General features: G+C 62.1%; 20 protein-coding genes and 2 pseudogenes. 13 read left to right on the forward strand and 9 right to left on the reverse strand.

Annotated elements, in window-relative coordinates; all coding sequences use genetic code 11:
• Positions 1–76 precede the first annotated feature (76 nt).
• From H4W29_RS32205 to H4W29_RS32215, 3 genes and pseudogenes are all read right to left on the reverse strand, one after another.
• A complete protein-coding gene (locus H4W29_RS32205) occupies positions 77–712 on the reverse strand; it encodes a DUF1062 domain-containing protein (protein WP_192732923.1) in 636 nt (211 codons plus the stop codon).
• Between the two features lie 453 nt (positions 713–1,165).
• Positions 1,166–2,149: an aldo/keto reductase gene (locus tag H4W29_RS32210; RefSeq protein ID WP_192732924.1), complete on the reverse strand. Its 984-nt coding sequence runs from the start codon at positions 2,147–2,149 to the stop codon at positions 1,166–1,168.
• Positions 2,149–2,555, reverse strand: a pseudogene (locus H4W29_RS32215) ((R)-mandelonitrile lyase). Before H4W29_RS32215 ends, H4W29_RS32210 begins: the two are co-directional and overlap by 1 nt.
• Positions 2,556–2,662: 107 nt before the next feature.
• Here H4W29_RS32215 and H4W29_RS32220 point away from each other — a divergent pair.
• From H4W29_RS32220 to H4W29_RS34620, 3 genes and pseudogenes are all read left to right on the forward strand, one after another.
• A complete protein-coding gene (locus tag H4W29_RS32220) occupies positions 2,663–3,556 on the forward strand; it encodes a LysR family transcriptional regulator (protein WP_192732925.1) in 894 nt (297 codons plus the stop codon).
• A gap of 174 nt (positions 3,557–3,730) precedes the next feature.
• Positions 3,731–4,096, forward strand: coding sequence for a hypothetical protein (locus H4W29_RS32225; protein WP_192732926.1), 366 nt, complete (start codon positions 3,731–3,733; stop codon positions 4,094–4,096).
• An 8-nt stretch (positions 4,097–4,104) separates the two neighbouring features.
• A pseudogene (locus tag H4W29_RS34620) lies at positions 4,105–4,242 on the forward strand (LysR family transcriptional regulator); the annotation flags it as partial.
• Between the two features lie 84 nt (positions 4,243–4,326).
• On the opposite strand, the gene H4W29_RS32230 reads toward H4W29_RS34620, so the two are convergent.
• Together H4W29_RS32230 and H4W29_RS32235 are read right to left on the reverse strand one after the other, a co-directional pair.
• On the reverse strand, positions 4,327–5,037 hold the full coding sequence (locus H4W29_RS32230; RefSeq protein ID WP_192732927.1) for a DNA helicase: 711 nt from the start codon (positions 5,035–5,037) through the stop codon (positions 4,327–4,329).
• Positions 5,038–5,237: 200 nt separating this feature from the next.
• Positions 5,238–5,453 (reverse strand): hypothetical protein, encoded by a 216-nt coding sequence (locus tag H4W29_RS32235; protein WP_192732928.1) that lies wholly within the window; start codon positions 5,451–5,453, stop codon positions 5,238–5,240.
• 47 nt (positions 5,454–5,500) lie between these two features.
• Between H4W29_RS32235 and H4W29_RS32240 the strand changes: the two genes are divergently transcribed.
• The 6 genes from H4W29_RS32240 (at position 5,501) to H4W29_RS32265 (ending at position 9,404) form a co-directional block, all read left to right on the forward strand.
• The gene (locus H4W29_RS32240) at positions 5,501–5,872 is read left to right on the forward strand and encodes an NIPSNAP family protein (protein ID WP_210332483.1); all 372 of its coding nucleotides are present in this window, start codon (positions 5,501–5,503) and stop codon (positions 5,870–5,872) included.
• 119 nt (positions 5,873–5,991) lie between these two features.
• Positions 5,992–6,258 (forward strand): PepSY domain-containing protein, encoded by a 267-nt coding sequence (locus H4W29_RS32245; protein WP_192732930.1) that lies wholly within the window; start codon positions 5,992–5,994, stop codon positions 6,256–6,258.
• Positions 6,259–6,261: 3 nt separating this feature from the next.
• Positions 6,262–6,828: a cytochrome b/b6 domain-containing protein gene (locus tag H4W29_RS32250; protein ID WP_192732931.1), complete on the forward strand. Its 567-nt coding sequence runs from the start codon at positions 6,262–6,264 to the stop codon at positions 6,826–6,828.
• Positions 6,825–7,502 (forward strand): response regulator transcription factor, encoded by a 678-nt coding sequence (locus tag H4W29_RS32255; RefSeq protein WP_192732932.1) that lies wholly within the window; start codon positions 6,825–6,827, stop codon positions 7,500–7,502. The genes H4W29_RS32250 and H4W29_RS32255 overlap by 4 nt, the downstream gene beginning before the upstream one ends.
• Positions 7,499–8,818, forward strand: a complete 1,320-nt coding sequence (locus H4W29_RS32260; RefSeq protein ID WP_192732933.1) for an ATP-binding protein — start codon at positions 7,499–7,501, stop codon at positions 8,816–8,818. Before H4W29_RS32255 ends, H4W29_RS32260 begins: the two co-directional genes overlap by 4 nt.
• Before the next feature lie 52 nt (positions 8,819–8,870).
• The gene (locus H4W29_RS32265) at positions 8,871–9,404 is read left to right on the forward strand and encodes an AAA family ATPase (protein WP_192732934.1); all 534 of its coding nucleotides are present in this window, start codon (positions 8,871–8,873) and stop codon (positions 9,402–9,404) included.
• Positions 9,405–9,579: 175 nt separating this feature from the next.
• Here H4W29_RS32265 and H4W29_RS32270 read toward each other — a convergent pair whose 3' ends face one another.
• Positions 9,580–10,203, reverse strand: a complete 624-nt coding sequence (locus H4W29_RS32270; RefSeq protein ID WP_192732935.1) for a TetR/AcrR family transcriptional regulator — start codon at positions 10,201–10,203, stop codon at positions 9,580–9,582.
• Between the two features lie 194 nt (positions 10,204–10,397).
• On the opposite strand from H4W29_RS32270, the gene H4W29_RS32275 reads away from it, so the two are divergent.
• Positions 10,398–11,135, forward strand: coding sequence for an SDR family oxidoreductase (locus H4W29_RS32275; protein ID WP_192732936.1), 738 nt, complete (start codon positions 10,398–10,400; stop codon positions 11,133–11,135).
• Between the two features lie 6 nt (positions 11,136–11,141).
• Here the strand turns inward: H4W29_RS32275 and H4W29_RS32280 are convergent, their stop codons facing one another.
• Both H4W29_RS32280 and H4W29_RS32285 read right to left on the reverse strand, forming a co-directional pair.
• Complete coding sequence (locus H4W29_RS32280) at positions 11,142–11,738, reverse strand: demethoxyubiquinone hydroxylase family protein (protein ID WP_192732937.1); 597 nt, start codon at positions 11,736–11,738, stop codon at positions 11,142–11,144.
• 301 nt (positions 11,739–12,039) lie between these two features.
• Positions 12,040–12,759, reverse strand: a complete 720-nt coding sequence (locus H4W29_RS32285) for a phosphotransferase (RefSeq protein ID WP_192732938.1) — start codon at positions 12,757–12,759, stop codon at positions 12,040–12,042.
• 184 nt (positions 12,760–12,943) lie between these two features.
• On the opposite strand from H4W29_RS32285, the gene H4W29_RS32290 reads away from it, so the two are divergent.
• The 3 genes from H4W29_RS32290 (at position 12,944) to H4W29_RS32300 (ending at position 16,013) form a co-directional block, all read left to right on the forward strand.
• Positions 12,944–13,759: a chromate resistance protein ChrB domain-containing protein gene (locus H4W29_RS32290; RefSeq protein ID WP_192732939.1), complete on the forward strand. Its 816-nt coding sequence runs from the start codon at positions 12,944–12,946 to the stop codon at positions 13,757–13,759.
• Between the two features lies 1 nt (position 13,760).
• Positions 13,761–15,158, forward strand: a complete 1,398-nt coding sequence (gene chrA, locus H4W29_RS32295; protein WP_192732940.1) for a chromate efflux transporter — start codon at positions 13,761–13,763, stop codon at positions 15,156–15,158.
• Between the two features lie 117 nt (positions 15,159–15,275).
• Positions 15,276–16,013: an SDR family oxidoreductase gene (locus H4W29_RS32300; RefSeq protein WP_192732941.1), complete on the forward strand. Its 738-nt coding sequence runs from the start codon at positions 15,276–15,278 to the stop codon at positions 16,011–16,013.
• Here the strand turns inward: H4W29_RS32300 and H4W29_RS32305 are convergent.
• The gene (locus H4W29_RS32305) at positions 15,976–16,899 is read right to left on the reverse strand and encodes a LysR family transcriptional regulator (RefSeq protein ID WP_192732942.1); all 924 of its coding nucleotides are present in this window, start codon (positions 16,897–16,899) and stop codon (positions 15,976–15,978) included. The genes H4W29_RS32300 and H4W29_RS32305 overlap by 38 nt on opposite strands.
• Positions 16,900–16,975 lie beyond the last annotated feature (76 nt).

Here is a 16,975-nt window from a genome sequence, read left to right on the forward strand (position 1 = left end):
GTCACGCTTTATCTCTTTGCTTTACGCATGTCGTTATCGCAAAACCGCAGCACACTTTTGCGCGACATGCTTTAGGCTACCGGGGACTGCCGGTTGCCAGGGGTCCCCAAGAGAGCTCGCGATCGGCGACAGTCGCAAGATCGATCACCACTTCAATGCCGGTCCTGATACGCCGCCGCAGGATGTCGGTGCGATCGGAATTCGTCCGGAGCAGGCCTTTCTCCTGTAGCGTCTGGAGCCGCGTGCGCGAGAGCTCCAGTTCGGACGCCAGTAGCCGGTCGAGCCGTGTGCCCGCAGGCAGAGGCACCACCAGTTCAATCTCCAGCCGCGTCCAGCCGGCAGTCTCTGACAGCACCTCTCTCGCGATATCGAATTCCGGGAATTCGTCGATGCGCTGCGACTTACGCTTCAGGGCATCGAGATTGAAGCTCTCCATCCGGATCCATTCGAGATCGTTGGATTGCAGCGCTTCCAGAGTGGCCGGATCGATGTCGCGGACGTTCTGTCTCTCGAAAAGCGGTCGGTTCCACGTCTTGTCGCAGGTCAGGCATTTGTAGATCAGCCAGGCATCCAGCTTGCGGCCGTTGGCATTCAGCCGGATCTTGCCGCTGGATTGAAAGGCTCTCAATCCCCCGCATCCGCCACAGGCGATCCAGGGCTGGGGAGCGGTTTTCGGTGTAATGGTCCATCGGACCCGCAAAGTATCGCACATAAGTCTTGGTCTTCCGTTCGGAAGTCCACCAAGATGGCGCGAGAGAAATGCCTTGAGGGCGCGGTGTGGCGATGCTTTGGGGTGGCTGAAGAGCAGAGACAGCGGGAGCTGCGCTGGCGATCGGAACAATGCCAAACCGGTCTCTTGCCGCCACCCGATGAACGCATTCATACGCCGACAGCTGTCGCCGTCAGGCCGTACGGGTGAAACTGGATCGAGACCGGTTCTTACTTAGGCAAAGTCTACCTCGATGCGCCAATGCTCTTCGGGTAAACGGATAGCAAATGATCCTGCCGAACGGGAGTGCCATACCGCAGCTCCGGCGAGGGAATTGCGGCCTGCGGCATTTATGCAACTTTATGCTGAAGCTCGCACCGTCTGCTGTCCCTTCCTGATATCACGCGATCAAAGCTTTTGCGATTGTCAGTCATGACAGCTCCGGTGCCGGCGCTATTACCGGCCAACGCGGGCCTGCAGGTGGGCCGGGTAGCGATCTCCCTGCACGGTGACATCGGCGAGAGCGGTCTCGATCTTCCGCAGGTCCTCAGCCGTCAGCTCGATTGCCGCGCCGCCGATATTTTCCTCCAGCCGGTGCAGCTTGGTGGTGCCGGGGATCGGTGCAATCCATGGCTTCTGTGCGAGCAGCCACGCAAGCGCGATCTGCGCCGGTGTAGCCTGTTTGCTTGCGGCGATCCCGCTCAGCACTGCGACGAGGCCCTGGTTCGCCTTGCGGTTTTCTTCCGAGAAGCGCGGCACGATATTGCGGAAATCCGTCTGATCGAAACGCGTGGTCTCAGTGATAGCGCCTGTCAGGAACCCCTTGCCGAGCGGGCTGAAGGGCACGAAGCCGATGCCGAGCTCTTCGAGCAGCGGCAGGATTTCCTTCTCGGGCTCGCGCCACCAGAGGGAATATTCGCTCTGCAGGGCGGCGACCGGCTGGACCGCATGCGCCCGGCGGATGGAGCCGGCGCCGGCCTCGGACATGCCGAAATGCTTGACCTTGCCCGCTGCGATCAGGTCCTTCACAGCGCCGGCGACATCTTCCATCGGTACTTCAGTGTCGACGCGATGCTGGTAGAAGAGATCGATGCTATCAGTGCGCAGGCGCATCAGGGCGGCGTCTGCAACCTCGCGGATACGTTCGGGGCGGCTGTCCTGGCCCTTGCTGACATCGCCGTCGCGAAAGCCGAACTTGGTGGCGATCACCACCTCACTGCGGAAGGGTTCGAGCGCTTCGCCAAGCAGCTCCTCATTGGCGCCCTGGGCATAGGCCTCCGCCGTATCGAAGAAGGTCACGCCGCGGTCGAAGGCGGTGCGAATGAGGGTGATGGCGGCCTGCTTTTCCGTTGCCGGGCCGTAGCCGTAGCTGAGCCCCATGCAGCCAAGGCCGAGGGCCGAGACTTCAGGACCGTGTGTTCCGAGTTTTCGCTTCTGCATCAACGTGTCTCCGTCTGGTGATATTGCTCATCCGTGACTTTCTCCATCCAGTCGACGGGACTGCCGTTGAGCTTCTCGGCGATGGCGATATGGCTCATGGCCGTGGTTGGCGTGGCGCCGTGCCAGTGCTTTTCGCCCGGCGCGAACCAGACGATATCGCCCGGCCGGATTTCCTCGATCGGACCGCCCTCGCGCTGCGCCCAGCCGAGACCGGAGACGACGATCAGCGTCTGACCGAGCGGATGGGTGTGCCAGGCAGTGCGCGCGCCGGGCTCGAAGGTCACGGTGGCGCCGCCGACCCGGTCAGAATCGTTGCTGTCGAAACGGGCGTCGAGGCGCACGGTCCCGGTGAAATAGGCTCCGGACCTTTTACGGAAGGTTCGAAACCACTTCGTTTGATCTGCATGTCAAGTATCCTTGCCTGCGGTAAATCTTGCCGATCTTCATTTAGCGGCTACGCGGTTCTGCGATTAGGCGCTAAAATCGACATGAACCTATTAGGGCAGCTTATGAATGAGCCGGACCAACCTTGACGATATCGCCGCCTTCCTGACCGTTGCACGCGAGGGGAGTTTTACCCGGGCGGCCGCGATGCTCGGCGTGTCGCAGTCTGCGCTCAGCCAGACGGTGCGGGGACTGGAAGAGCGCATGGGGCTGCGACTGCTCACGCGCACCACCCGCAAGATTTCACCGACCGATGCCGGCGAGCGGCTGATCCTGTCGGTCGGTCCGCGGATCGAGGAGATAAATGCCGAGCTCGCGCAGCTATCGGCGCTGCGTGAGAAACCCTCGGGTACGGTGCGCATTTCGGCAGGCGAACAGGCGGCAGAACTGATCCTCCTGCCTGCCGTGGAGAGGCTGCTGCCGCAATATCCCGATATCGCCATCGAAATCGTCGTCGACAACGGGTTGACCGATATCGTCGCCGAACGCCTCGACGCGGGCGTGCGGCTCGGCGAACAGGTTGCGAAGGATATGGTGGCCGTGCGGATCGGTCCGGACGCGAGGATGGCCGTCGTCGGCTCCCCTGACTACTTCGAAGGACGGAACCGTCCACGCACGCCGCATGAACTGACGGAGCACAATTGCATCAACCTGCGACTGCCGACGGCGGGCGGATTTTATGCATGGGAATTCGACCAAGCCGGGCGCGAGCTGCGCGTACGGGTGGAAGGCCAGCTCGCGGTCAATACCGGCGCGCTTGCCGTGAAGGCGGCCCTTTCCGGCGCGGGTCTCGCTTTCGTGCTGGAAGACCGTGTCCGCGACGATCTCGACGCAGGCCGGCTGACCCGCGTGCTCGCAGACTGGTGTCCGCCCTTTTCCGGGTTCCACCTCTATTATCCGAGTCGTCGGCAGCCGACGCCGGCCTTCGCCGTGGTGGTGGATGCGCTGCGCTATCGCGGTTGAGGGGATCGCTACTTACCTCATCTTGTGGCGGCAGATGTTGGTTGATATTGTCTGCGTCAGGGACGCCTAACCGAACCTGCTGCCGGGTTGAAAGGCCAATGCGCCATTGAAGACGACCATGTTCAACGGTCGATGTGTAATCGGCAGACATCGACCAGAACAGCGGATCGTCTGATGTTTCACGCAACTATCAAATTTGCGCCCGCCAATATCGCTGCCTTCAAAAAGGCCTTGCGACAACGCTATGACACTCTTCGCTCCGGCCATGCCGACGAGGCATTGGCCGCCGCCCTCGGCTTCAAATCCCATGCGGCGATGCTGCATATCCTGAACCAGATCAGCGGATCGACGCGCATGCTGGTTCAGTTGGACGCATGTCTGCTGCTCGTGCGCCTCGAAGAGCTTGGCTATCACGAGATCGATCTGAACGTCGTGCGGCGGATGGCCTGGGAGATACCCTATCCCGATCCGTGGCAGGATAATGAGATCGAGGGGACCCTGAGGGGACGGTTTCGGCCCGTTGCCGCAAATACCCAATAAACGCCTAAGATCTCATCCGTGACGATCTCGACGCAGGCAGGCTCATCCGCGTGCTCGCAGACTGGTGCCCACACTTTTCAGGCTTCCGCCTCTATTATCCCAGCCGGCGCCAACCGGTGGTGGATGCGCTGCGCTACCGCAGCTGAAACCTCACGGCGCTCAGAAACTCCGGCGGTCAGCCGAACGCCGAAGGCCGGCACCTCAACCGGCGCCGGCCCCCGTATTACGATTTAAGCCACGTGCTGAAGCTGGACTTCGCGATCGTGCAGGAAGCAGGCCTTGCTGAACAGCCTGAGGTCGAGCTGGTTCGGCAGGCGGACATCCTGAAGATCCGGCAGGTCTTTGCCGTCGGCCTCGAAGGACCGGTCGATCTGCGAGATGAAGGCCAGCACGATGCCGGTTTCGCGGGCAAAGCTGCGAAGCGCGGTCACCTGTTCGGACAGGCTTGGCTTGATGCGCTGCTGGTCGAGGATCTGCAGATAGTCGATGACGGCAACCGTGCCTTTGGGCGCGCCCGCGAGATGGCGCATGATGTAATCGGCGCTGATCTCGTCCGAGGTGACGATCTCGACCTTTTCACCCAGCGCTTCCCCTTCGGGCAGGGCATGGATGCGCTGCAGGGTCTGCTCTTCGGTATATTCGAGCGTGAAGAAGGTCGCCTTTCGTGCCTGCCCGACGGCATCGAGCAGAAGCTGCAAACCGAGCAGGGTCTTGCCGTGGCCTGGACGGGCGGCGATCAACAGCAAGTCGCCATCCGCAAGCTGCGACAGCATGGAGCTGGCCGATCCTTCGGTTTCATGGCGTGAGGCAAGCAGGCTCCAGGCCGGAAAACCTTCTTCCTCGGCGACACGGTCCAGCGCCTGATGGAGCGGGATCGTATCGGTTCGCGCCAGCAATTTCGCCCGGCGCTTCAGCTGATAGATGGGTGCAGACAGTTTCATTCAAACCTCCATTGCGAGCCGGAAACGCAACCCCTCCTTATGCGGTGCTCGAACAGATGGTTCGATGGTGAATTACCCCGCATGGACGATGCTTCCCGGATGGAGGGAGGAGGCTTGGGTAGAGCCTTGCCCAAGAGGTAGCGGCTGCTGCGATTCGCGACAAGCGGGAAATGACGGGCCAGTTAGGCTCAGAACCGGCATCAATCCGTCACACCTGCAATATCCTCCTGAATAAACTTGATCAGCATCAGGCTTGCGCACTGGCTGAGCAGGCGATCCCGTTCATCGGCGAGATCGTCCTCGAAGCGCCGGCAGAGCCGCTCGTAGCTCCGCCGGAACGGCGAGGCGGGCAGGTATTTGGCCTCCATGCGCAGCCGCGTTTCCTGCAATTCCGTCAGATCTGGCACTGTGTGCATGGCCGGCCTCCTCTTATGAGCTATATGCTGACATGGGAGGAATTTCCTTGAAGTCGATTATCCCTGTTACCTGCGAGGTGCGCTACCGCCTCGACCCGAAGAAACGCGCGGAATTCGAAGCCTATGCCGAGATCTGGGTGCAACTGATCGAGCGCTATGGCGGAACGCATCACGGATATTTCATGCCGCGCGAAAAGCCTGATGGTGCGGGCTTGAGTTTTCCCGGTGCCGGGGCGGATGGGGCGGGCAATATTGCCATCGCTCTCTTCACTTTCCCGGATGAGGAGACCTATCTCGGCTACCGCGCCAGCGTTGCCACCGATCCAGACAGTATCGCGGCCAATGCGCGCTTCGGAGCCGATCCGCCGTTCAAGAGCTACGAGCGCCTGTTCCTGCGACCGCTGCCACGCAGCAAATAGCGCGTGGAGCATATCTTTCGGCGGCGAGCTCGTCTGCGAACCCGGACAGCAAACAGACAGCTTCGCCACGCTACCCCTCTGCCGTCGCCCGACACGGGTAACAGCAAAAGGGTAAAATCATGAAGCTGAAACTGATCGTCGCTCTCGCAATCCTGTCGCTCTCGCCTGCCTTGGCGCTTGCAAGTCCAAGCTGCACGAAGGAGCCGAAATCCAAATGGATGCCCGAAGCGGCCATGAAGGCGAAGATCGAGGCCATGGGGTACACGATCAAGACCTTCGAGATCACGGGCAATTGCTACGAAATCTACGGCCGGGACAAGAACGGCGAGCGCGCCGAGGTCTATTTCAACCCGGTCTCCGGCGAGATCGTCCAGAAGGGCGATTGAGCCATGACGGCCGCCTTATCGAAGAAGGAGGGCCAGGTGCCCTCCGATGCCATCAGGCAGATGATCAGGGTATGGGATCCGGTCGTCAGGCTGTTTCACTGGACCATCGTTGCAGCCTGCACGCTCAACCTCTTCATTCTCGAAGAGGGCAAATATTGGCACCGTATCACGGGTTATGTCGTCGCTGCGGCAATCGTCATTCGCATCCTCTGGGGTTTCGTCGGTACAAAACATGCTCGCTTTTCCGATTTCCTGCCGACGCCGCGCAGGGTCATGGAGCAGATATTCGATATGATCGACGGCAGCGAGAAACGTTATCTCGGCCACAATCCGCTCGCATCGCTCATGATGCTGCTGTTGATGGCGCTGCTGGCGGCAACGGCGCTGACCGGCTGGATGACGACGCTCGATGCCTTCTGGGGCGAGAAGTGGCTGGAGAAGCTGCATGGCACCATCGCAAACGGCATCATGGCGCTTGCCTTCGTCCATGCAGGTGCGGCCATCGTCGAAAGCTGGAGGCTCAGGGAAAATCTCGTCTTGTCGATGGTCACGGGTCGAAAGAGGGCATGAGGATACTGCTGATCGAGGATAGTTCCCGGCTTCGCGAGCTGCTTTGCGAAGCCATCCGCGATGCCGGCTGCAAGATCGATGCCTTCGCCCTGGCGCAGGAGGGGCGGTTTGCATTGCAGGGGGCGGACTATGACCTGCTGCTTCTCGACCTCGGCCTGCCTGATGAGGACGGGATTGCATTTCTGAAATCGCTCCGCGCCGCGAAGGTCCAGATGCCGGTTCTGGTGCTGACGGCGCGGGGCGCAGTCGACGAGCGCATCGCCGGGCTCGATGCCGGTGCGGATGATTACCTCGTAAAACCCTTTCACAATGGGGAATTGATCGCTCGCATCCGCGCGCTGACGCGCCGCGCGCCGGCAACCGTCATGCCGGTCCTGGAATTCGCCGCCCTTCAATATGATCTCGCCTCGCGGCAGCTGATCTGTGCCGGCGGCGAAATTGCGCTCGCGCCTTCCGAAAAGGGCCTGCTGGAACTGTTGATGCGCAACGGCGGGCAAGTGGTGCCCAAACCGAAGATCGAGCATGCATTCTCGGAATTCGGCGACGAGCGCAGCAGAAATGCCGTCGAGCTTGCCGTTTCCCGGCTGCGCAAAAAGCTCGAAGGGCATCCGACACAGGTGCTGATCGAAACCGTCAGGGGTGTCGGATACATGATGCGGGAGGTGCGCGCATGAGCCTGTCATCGCCGACACTGGGCGCCATTCTGACACGGCGTATCGCCTTCTTTGCGGTGCTGGCCATGGTGCTGCAGCTCGCCGTGATCTTTTCCGACTATTACTGGAATGTCGGGGAGCTTTCGCGGCTCTTCGTGGAGCAGGAGACCGAACGGCTCGCCTCCGGCATTGCGGTGGAGGACGGCACCATCCGCTACCGGCTTCCCGATTCTGTCGAGGGACGCTACGGGCAGGCGCAGACAGGCTATGTGGCGCGCATCCGTGCGGCCGATGGCGGGCTTGTTTTCCAGTCCTGCGACGCTGCCTGCGAGAGCCGCTTCCTGCCGCCTGATGTCAATCCTCCGGATTTCTGGCTGCGGTCACTCGAGCCCGGAAAACCGCTGACGCTCGTGGGCGGGCGAGCCTTCACGGTGGGCGAAAGGCGCTTCGTCGTCGATGTCGCGACGATGGGCGATCCGCAGGACGTAGTATCGGATGTGCTGTGGAATGAGGTGATCGAGCATATGATCGTGCCGATGAGCATCCTCTTGGTGCTCGTGCTCGGCGCCACTGTGCTTTCCGTGCGACAGGCGCTGAAACCGGTGCGGATTGCGGCCGAAGCGGCCGAACGGATCGACCCGATGGATTCGCGCTCCCATCTGCAATTTCAGGAAATGCCGCAGGAAGTCGCCCATCTTGCCGAGGCGGTCAACCGGGCCTTCGAGCGTGTCGGCGAGCTGATGAAATCCCAGAAAATCCTTACATCGGGCATCGCTCACGAGGTGCGTACGCCGCTTGCGGCAATCAAGCTGGAACTCGGCCATATCGACCATCCGCGGGCACGCAAGGCGGAAGCCGATCTCGACGATCTCGTGCGTTTCGTCAGCCAGATCACCGCGCTCGCACGGCTCGATACATTCGATCACGGCATGTTCGAGGAGGTCGACCTTGTCGAACTTTCGTCCAGCGTGGTGGAACAGCTGGCGCCCTGGGTCTACGAGAACGGTCACTCGCTGGAATTCTCCGCGCAGGTCGATGCCGCCATCGTGCAGGGTTTGCCGGCCCTGCTGAAGGACGCCGTTCGCAACCTGATCGACAATGCCGTTCGCCACACGCCTGCCCATACCGCCATCGTCGTGCGGGTCAGCAATGATCTGATCCGCGTCGAGGACCGGCATCCGGCAAACGCAAGGCACGGCGCCGGTGTCGCCGCACGCGCCGACGGGATGGGCATCGGCCTTGATATCGTGGAGCGCATCGCTGCGATACACAGGGGTTCGCTTCGCTGCTCTGCCGGCAGGCAGGGTCACGTCTTCGACCTGGAGATCGGCACATAGGGCGTCTGCGCGCCGCGCTTCTTTTCTCATCATCCGTTCATCGGAGAGTTCCATGATCAAATGCGTCGTTATTTCCGGCTGCTCGGGCGGCGGGAAATCCACATTGCTCGAAGAGCTCTCCCGGCGCGGTCACGCCACCGTCGAAGAGCCCGGACGCCGGATCGTGAGGGAGGAACTGGCCGGGCAGGGTGCTGCCTTGCCCTGGGTCGACCCGGCGGCCTTTGCCCGGCGGGCGATCGCGATGGCATGTGAGGATCGGAAGCTTGCGGAGATCCGGTCCGGATGGACGTTTTTCGATCGCGGCCTGATCGACGCCGCTTCTGCCCTGCAGGCCACGACCGGCGAGGCGATGCTGGAGACGTTGCGGGACCGGCATCGATATTACCAGACGGTGTTTCTGACCCCGCCCTGGCCGGAGGTCTATGTCCACGATTCTGAGCGGCAGCATGGTTTTGAAGAGGCGGTTGCCGAATATGACCGGCTGACCAAGGCCTATCCCGAGATGGGCTATGAGGTCGTCATCCTGCCCAGGGTCGCTGTCGCAGCGCGCGCGGATTTTCTGTTGAGCCGGCTGCCGGACCTGTGATTTTTCAGGAACCAAGCTCGACCCGGCTCGTTCCTTATCCAACGCGGCAGCCTTGTTCCCCCACTCAAAGGCCCATCGTTCCCAGCGATCGCTGCGTTGACTCCTGCAAATGAAACCCTCGGCTCCACTCTCGGACCGAGGGTTCTTTTATCCGGACCTAAATCAGGTTCCGGGATTATCCGCCTTCCGACGAAGCTCTGAGATAGCCGAGCACGGCGCGTCTGACGCGCAGCGCCAAGCCGTCCCGGTCTTCTTCCCCATGCTCGCCGGCGGCATCGATCATGCCCTTGATGATTGCCACTACATCGCGTGCTGCGATATCGGTATCGGGCTGCGGCGGCATGTCCGGTCGCGCCAGCGTATTGCGGGTGAGTTCCAGGAAGCGGTGCTTGACCCGATCGGTTTCCGCATCGAGCGGCAGGCGCGCCTCCTCGTAATCGAGCAGGCGGGCAAGGGCAGGGCGTTCAAGCTGCTGGCGGACGCAGGGGTCGATCAGGGCGGAGAGCGCCTCTTCGCCCGTCTGTTGGCCGGCAGCGCTTTCTGCGTCTCCAATGAGTGACATGGTCTGCCGAAGGATCAGCGCGCCGATCAGCGCATCCTTGCGCGGGAAATACTGGTAGAGCGAGCCGATACTGACGCCAGCCTTTTCCGCGACCGCATTGGTGGAAAAACCCTCATGGCCGCGTTCCTCCAGAATGCGAGCCGCGGCCTCGACGATCACGCTGACCGTCGCAAGCGAGCGGGCCTGTCTGGGCGCTTTTCTGGGCGAGGATCGGCTCTTGTAAGGGCTTTCGGACATTGCTGGGAACGGGCCTTGAAATGCGAGTAGCAAGAAAGCGAGTTATCGCTCACTTTAGGCACGTCAAATCAAGCGCACAAGCGATCGCTCAGCAGAGGGATTTGGAGACCCGAACGCATCACCGGGACCGGTGACGCGCGTGTCCCTTGCTGTGCCTGCGATCGATCGCGTCGGAACAGAACGGAGAATTATACATGTCAAACGAGATCAAGACCGCCATCGTCACCGGCGCATCCAGGGGCATCGGCGCGGCGATTGCCAGACGGCTCGCAGCCGATGGTTTCCAGACCATCGTCAATTATGCGGCAGGCTCTACGCAGGCAGAAGAAGTGGTTGCCGCCATCACGGCGGCCGGCGGCCGGGCGCTTGCGCTTGGCGCCGATGTCTCCAGCCCGCAGGCAGTTGCCGAGCTCTTCGAGCACACCGAAGCAGAATTCGGAACCGTCGACGTGCTCGTCAACAATGCCGGCGTCACCACCTTTGGCCCGCTTTCAGAGGTGAGCGACGAAGACTATCAGCGCCTCGTCGCCGTCAACCTCACCGGTAGCTTCAACGGCATGCGCGAGGCCGCAACACGCCTTCGCGAGGGCGGCCGCATCATCAATCTTTCCACGAGCATCATCGGCCATTATTCGCCGGGCAATGCCGTCTACACCGCGACCAAGGCGGCGGTGGAAGCGATGACGCACATCCTTGCAAAGGAGCTCGGCTCCCGCCGCATCACCGTCAATGCAGTGGCGCCCGGGCCGGTCGCAACCGAACTGCTGCTTTCCGGCCGCTCGCCGGAGGTCATCCAGCGTCTGACCAGCGAAATCCCCCTCGGCCGCCTCGGCCAGCCGGAGGATATCGCCCGGATCGTGTCGTTTCTGGCGAGTGCGGAAAGCGGCTGGGTCAATGGGCAGGTGATCAGGGCGAATGGCGGGCGGAACTGATGGAAGCTAGGCCTTTCCGGAGCGCGCCATTTCGGCGCGCATCCAGCTCGAATCTCCCCAGGTCGACAGCCAGATCATGAGATCGGTCAGCGCGCCGATGACGGGCAGAAGCAGGGCGTGGCTGATCCCGCGCGCTGTCTGCTTTTCCTCGGCTTCGCGCAGATGCGCCAGTTCCTCATCCTGAATTGAGGCGATGAGGGCGTGAAGCTCCTGATCTCTGCCTTCAAGGAAGGCCAGTTGATCTTCCAGATGGCGATGGACCGTGCTTTCCACCGCCTCGGTGCAGATCCACACCATGTTGCGGCCCCCAAGTGCCGTCAGGAAACCGAGCACGAAGCCGCCGAGGCTCCAGAAAGCCATTACACGGCAGGGTCTGGCGCTTCTTGCGGGCATAGCCTCGTGAAACAATCGGCAATGCCGGATCTCATCCTCCCGCATGTCATGAAGCGCCGGCACGATATCCGGAAAGAGCAGCCGCGCCATGGCGATCTGCGCCCCATAGATACGGATAGCGCCGAATTCGCCAGCGTGATTGACCTTGAGAATACGCCTCGTGGTGACGGCGGCATCGCGTTTGCCGACGATATCGGGCAGATTATCCATGATTCATGCGGCCCCAGCCTCCCTATTTGCAATAGTCAATACGACTGTTGCGATCGTCAATGGCTGGGGCACGCACGATGAGGCGTATTTCTGGCCCCATCTGCGGGTTCTCTGCCACCAGCTTATTTCGTCTTCGTTGCCGCCGGCAAAGCGTCGATGCCCGGCAGCACAGCGAGGTTTGCACTCTTGGACGCGTTACCGGGAACGGTGACGCGCATGCGCCTTGCTGTGCCTGCGATGCCTGAGCCGGAACAGAACGGAGAATTACAGATGTCAAACGAGACCAAGACAACTATCGTCATCATCCCGTGGGCAGGCTATAGCCGGTCGGGCTCAACTGCTCGAGCACATTGAGAACCGTCCAGTCGGCAGCAGCAGCCGCCCATTCCGCCATGTCCGCTTTGCCCTGCACACGTCCCGCGGTCGCCAGCGTCGTCTGTCGCGCAAGCGCATGAATAGCGATCCTACAGACGGTACAGCTTGCCAATCCATAGGCTTGCGCTACTACCTCCAACCGCCGGATCTGTTCGTCGCCCGTATAGTCGTCGTTTCCAAGGTCGAGCCAGACAAAGGCGAAATAACCGAGATCCCAGAGGCGCAGGCCCGGAGCGAGCGTGTCGAAATCGATCATGCCGCACGGCAGGTGATCGCGGAACACGGCGTTCGGCGGACCCCAGTCGTTGTGGCACATGACTTCCGCGCCCATGTCCCGGACGAGCGGAAAATCCGATGTCGCGTCGTGGAAACGTCTAAGGAGGCGAACAGCGGCTGCAAGCTGAGCATCATCGAAGTGGCCGAGATCGTCAGGCACATAACCGGGAATAAAACTCAGCACTTCGCGCTGCTGGTCGTCCACGCCCAGAAAGCGTGGGACGGCATCAAAGCCACGCTCTTCAAGGTGAAGGAGAAGATTATGCACATGCGTCCGGTCCCTCGTGACCGGGCGCCTGACCGTATCCCCAACCCGGACCACGCCGGCGGTAATGCGACCGCCGGTCAACGGCGTTTCTTCTGTGCTCATCCGACGAGACTAACCGCAATCTACAAAAGGAGGAATGGTTGGTTTGCTGAGCATGGCGCGGTCCCTCCCGAAGCTTGACACGAAAAACGACGGCGCGCATAAAAATCACATGGGGTTGCGATCACCCCACGAGGCGACATGCCGAAGAATCGCGTCCATGAAACCGAACAACGGAGGACGCGTCATGCCTTCATTTCTCGAAATATCTTCAGACAAACTTACCCGTATCATCGGCGTACCGAATGCGCCTGTCGTCGTCGACGTGCGCACCGATGAGGATTTTGCCCGCGATCCGCGGCTGGTGCCGGGTTCGATCCGTAAATCCCATACGGATGTCACCGAATGGGCGGCAGGCTTTGCCGGGCCGGTGGTCGTCGTCTGCCAGGCGGGCGGCAAGCTCAGCCATGGGGTCGCCGCCCATATCAGGCATGCCGGAGGTACCGCCGAAGTGCTGGAAGGCGGCTTCGAGGCCTGGATAGGTTCGGGCGGCGCGGCTGTGCCCGTCGACAGGCTGCCGCCGCGCGACCGGCAGGGACGGACCGTCTGGGTCACGCGTGCGCGTCCGAAGATCGACCGTATCGCCTGTCCGTGGCTCATCCGGCGTTTCGTCGATCCCTCGGCGGTCTTTCTCTTCGTGCCGACATCAGACGTCTCCCTGGTTGCCGACCGCTTCGGCGCCATGCCGTTCGATATCGAGGAGGTCTTCTGGAGCCATCGCGGCGAGCTCTGCACCTTCGATGTGATGGTCGCGGAATTCGGCCTTGCTTCGGGGCCGATGTCGAGGCTCGCAACGATCGTTCGCGGCGCCGATACCGCCCGGCCGGATCTTGCCCCCGAAGTCGCCGGGCTGCTCGCCGCCTCGCTCGGCCTGTCGCGCATGTTCGTCGACGATCTCAAGCAGCTGGATGCCGGCATGCTGCTCTATGATGCCTTCTACCGTTGGTGCCGCGATGCCACGGACGAAACGCACAACTGGCCTTCCGCAAAAAAGGGAGGCTGACATGAGCAGCGCGGTCACCGATGCGACGCCCGACACCGGGGCGTCGCCAAACCCGCATGGGGTCACCTTCGGCGAAGCCTTTCGCGTCTGGCTGCGGGTCGCGGCCCTCAGCTTCGGCGGACCGGCCGGGCAGATCGCCGTCATGCACCGCATCGTCGTCGATGAGAAGAGGTGGATCGGCGAGCAGCGTTTCCTGCATGCGCTGAATTATTGCATGCTGCTTCCAGGACCCGAGGCGCAGCAGCTTGCCATCTATATCGGCTGGCTGATGCATCGGACCGCCGGCGGTCTGGTCGCCGGCATCCTGTTCGTGCTTCCGGGCTTCCTGTCCATCCTGGCGCTCAGCTACCTCTACGTGACCCTCGGCAGTGTCCATGCCGTCGAAGGGCTGTTCTTCGGCCTGAAGGCGGCAGTGCTTGCCGTCGTCATTCAGGCGGTGGTCAGGGTCGGCGGCCGCGCGCTGAAGAACAGGGCGATGATCGGGATAGCGGCAGCCGCTTTCCTGGCAATCTTCGTGTTCCATGTGCCTTTTCCGGTCATCATCCTCGCAGCCGCCATCATCGGCTTTTTGGGTTCGAAGTCGGGTTCCCGCCTGTTCCAGGGTGGTGGCGGGCACAAGGCGGCGGGCGGCGCTGACCTCTCCGACGCGCATGCACTGCTCGGGGAAGAAATACCGGATCATGCACGGCCGAACCTCCGCTGGTCGCTGAAGATCTCGGCAGTGCTGCTGGTGCTCTGGCTGCTGCCGCTGTTGTTACTCTATTTCTTCCTCGGGCCTGACGATATCTTCACGCAGATCGGCGTGTTCTTCAGCAAGATGGCGCTGGTGACTTTCGGCGGCGCCTACGCCGTGCTCGCCTATGTCGCCCAGGAGGCCGTCCAGCACTTTGGATGGCTGAAGCCCACCGAGATGCTCGATGGCCTGGGCATGGCGGAAACGACGCCCGGCCCGCTGATCATGGTTCTCCAGTTCGTCGGTTTCATGGGGGCCTATCGCGATCCCGGCAGTCTCGGTCCGATGACGGCCGCCACGCTCGCCGCCATCCTGACGACGTGGGTGACCTTCGTTCCCTGCTTTCTCTGGATCTTCCTCGGTGCACCCTTCATCGAAAAGCTGCGCGGCAATACCGCGCTGGCCGGCGCGATGTCGGCCATTACGGCGGCCGTGGTCGGCGTTATCCTCAATCTCGCGATCTGGTTCGGCCTGCACTTCCTGTTCAGGAGTGCGGAGGTGCACAGCCTTGGACCTTTCTCGATCGAGCTGCCTGTCTGGACGTCGCTGTCGGTGCCGTCACTGCTGTTGAGCCTTGCGGCAGCGATCGCGATCTTCCGGTTCAAGCTGGCGGTCATTCCGGTGCTACTCGGCTGCGCGGTCGCCGGGATGGTCTGGCCGGTCTGAGGCATCGCCGGCTTGGCGGGCCGCATCATCGGAAGAACCGATGGCGCCTTCGGTTTCTTCCGTTTTTCTTTCGGCCCGGTGCAAGGCATCTGCTCTCCAGCCAAGAAGGAGATGCAGATGACGGTTACAAGGATCGAAGGCGCGGACATCATCGTTATCGGCGGCAGTTCCGGCATGGGGCTGGCGCTGGCGCGGCGGCTGCTGGCCGAGGGTGCGCGGGTGACGATCGCCGGGCGCAGCGCAGAGAGGCTTGAGACGGCGCGGCAGGAACTCGGCGATCTAGCTGATCTTAGGGCCGCCGTCCTCGATCTTACGCGGGAGGAGGAGATAGCGGCCTTCTTCCGCGATTGCGGGCCGGTCGATCATATCGTCAGCACGGCGGCGGATATCGAGGGAGCTTACCAGCTTCTGCCGGATCTGCAGCTTGCAGCGGCGCAGCGCGTGGTCGAGAGCAAGTTCTATGGGCCGCTGTTGCTTGCCAAATATGGCGCGCCGCGCCTGCCGCTGTCTGGCTCGATCACCTATACGTCAGGTGTCGCGGCCTATCGGCCGGCGGCGCGCGGTTCGGTCGTTGCGGCCGTCAATGCGGCGCTGGAAGGGCTGGTAAGGGCGCTTGCGGTGGAGCTGGCGCCTCTGCGCATCAACGCGGTATCGCCGGGATGGGTGGATACGCCGATCTGGAATTTCGTTGCCGGCGATGCCAAGCAGGCGACGCTGGAAGCCATGGCGAAGCGCCTGCCGGCGGGCCGCGTCGGCCGAGCCGAGGATATTGCCGATGCGATCCGCTTCCTGATCGGCAACGGATTTACGACAGGCACTATCCTGCACGTCGAAGGCGGGCATCGGCTGGTCTGACCGGCCTCAGGCCCTCGCTCGCCGAAGCGAGCAACAGGGAAAGCGCCGGCGGCTGCACCCGCCGGCGCCGCCACAGCATGATCAGCGAGGCGGTGGGCGTGTCACCCGGCCAGGGAAGTTCCACGACATCGCCCCGCTCGACAGCTGGATTGACGGCGAGATGCGGTACAAGGCCGTAACCGGCGCAGGACGCAACGAGGCGGATAATCGTCTGGATGCTGTCAGCCTGGGTGACGATATCAGGTGCGGCAATGCCCGCGTCGGCGAAGGCGGTGTCGAAGATACGGCGGTAGACGCAGCCGGTTTCAGTGGCGATGAAGGGTAGCCGGCTCAAGTCTTCGAGGTTCTGGGGCGGCACCGCTCGGGCATTGCTGCCCGCAATCAGCACCAGCGGCTCCCGCGAGACGAGGCGGGTGATGAACCGATCGTCCTGTTCTCCACGATCGAAGGTGAAGGCGATGTCGATCGAGCTGTCTTCCAGCCGGCGCTGCAATTCACCGCTGCCTGCGATCTTCAGCGTCAGGCCGATATCGGAATGCGTCCGGCGAAAACGCGACAGGAAGGCGGCGAGCTTTTCCGCGGCGATGGTTTCGAGCGTGCCGATTGCAAGGGATTGTGTTCCGAGGCCGGCCGCTGCACGCGTTGCCGCTTTTGCCTCGTCGTTCAGCGCAAGGATCTCCTCGGCATAGACCTTAAGCGTGTCACCAGCCGGTGTCAGGGTCACACCCTGCCGGGAGCGCTCGAAAAGTTGGACGCCCAATTCCTCTTCGAGTGCCTGCATCTGGTCGCTAAGGCTCGACTGGGCGAGGTTCGCCTCGCTGGCGGCACGGGTGAAATTGCCGTGCCTTGCGACCGCAAGGAAGGTTTTCAATTGTCGTGGGTTCATCTCAGGCTCCGCGCTCCATGGCAAGGACGGGCGCTTCCTGCCTATATCAGGCGGCGGAGTGCAGAGGGAGTCTTTC

This window comes from Rhizobium viscosum, from assembly GCF_014873945.1.
GTDB lineage: Bacteria > Pseudomonadota > Alphaproteobacteria > Rhizobiales > Rhizobiaceae > Rhizobium > Rhizobium viscosum.

Bases quoted from the DNA above. Each gene is read 5' to 3' on its own strand.
- H4W29_RS32225 (WP_192732926.1), top strand. From the start codon at position 3,731: ATGTTTCACGCAACTATCAAATTTGCGCCCGCCAATATCGCTGCCTTC.
- H4W29_RS32265 (WP_192732934.1), top strand. From the start codon at position 8,871: ATGATCAAATGCGTCGTTATTTCCGGCTGCTCGGGCGGCGGGAAATCC.
- chrA (WP_192732940.1), top strand. From the start codon at position 13,761: ATGAGCAGCGCGGTCACCGATGCGACGCCCGACACCGGGGCGTCGCCA.
- H4W29_RS32290 (WP_192732939.1), top strand. From the start codon at position 12,944: ATGCCTTCATTTCTCGAAATATCTTCAGACAAACTTACCCGTATCATC.
- H4W29_RS32285 (WP_192732938.1), bottom strand. From the start codon at position 12,759: ATGAGCACAGAAGAAACGCCGTTGACCGGCGGTCGCATTACCGCCGGC.
- H4W29_RS32210 (WP_192732924.1), bottom strand. From the start codon at position 2,149: ATGCAGAAGCGAAAACTCGGAACACACGGTCCTGAAGTCTCGGCCCTC.
- H4W29_RS32250 (WP_192732931.1), top strand. From the start codon at position 6,262: ATGACGGCCGCCTTATCGAAGAAGGAGGGCCAGGTGCCCTCCGATGCC.
- H4W29_RS32275 (WP_192732936.1), top strand. From the start codon at position 10,398: ATGTCAAACGAGATCAAGACCGCCATCGTCACCGGCGCATCCAGGGGC.
- H4W29_RS32205 (WP_192732923.1), bottom strand. From the start codon at position 712: ATGTGCGATACTTTGCGGGTCCGATGGACCATTACACCGAAAACCGCT.
- H4W29_RS32280 (WP_192732937.1), bottom strand. From the start codon at position 11,738: ATGGATAATCTGCCCGATATCGTCGGCAAACGCGATGCCGCCGTCACC.
- H4W29_RS32260 (WP_192732933.1), top strand. From the start codon at position 7,499: ATGAGCCTGTCATCGCCGACACTGGGCGCCATTCTGACACGGCGTATC.
- H4W29_RS32305 (WP_192732942.1), bottom strand. From the start codon at position 16,899: ATGAACCCACGACAATTGAAAACCTTCCTTGCGGTCGCAAGGCACGGC.
- H4W29_RS32235 (WP_192732928.1), bottom strand. From the start codon at position 5,453: ATGCACACAGTGCCAGATCTGACGGAATTGCAGGAAACGCGGCTGCGC.
- H4W29_RS32255 (WP_192732932.1), top strand. From the start codon at position 6,825: ATGAGGATACTGCTGATCGAGGATAGTTCCCGGCTTCGCGAGCTGCTT.
- H4W29_RS32220 (WP_192732925.1), top strand. From the start codon at position 2,663: ATGAGCCGGACCAACCTTGACGATATCGCCGCCTTCCTGACCGTTGCA.
- H4W29_RS32300 (WP_192732941.1), top strand. From the start codon at position 15,276: ATGACGGTTACAAGGATCGAAGGCGCGGACATCATCGTTATCGGCGGC.
- H4W29_RS32230 (WP_192732927.1), bottom strand. From the start codon at position 5,037: ATGAAACTGTCTGCACCCATCTATCAGCTGAAGCGCCGGGCGAAATTG.
- H4W29_RS32245 (WP_192732930.1), top strand. From the start codon at position 5,992: ATGAAGCTGAAACTGATCGTCGCTCTCGCAATCCTGTCGCTCTCGCCT.
- H4W29_RS32270 (WP_192732935.1), bottom strand. From the start codon at position 10,203: ATGTCCGAAAGCCCTTACAAGAGCCGATCCTCGCCCAGAAAAGCGCCC.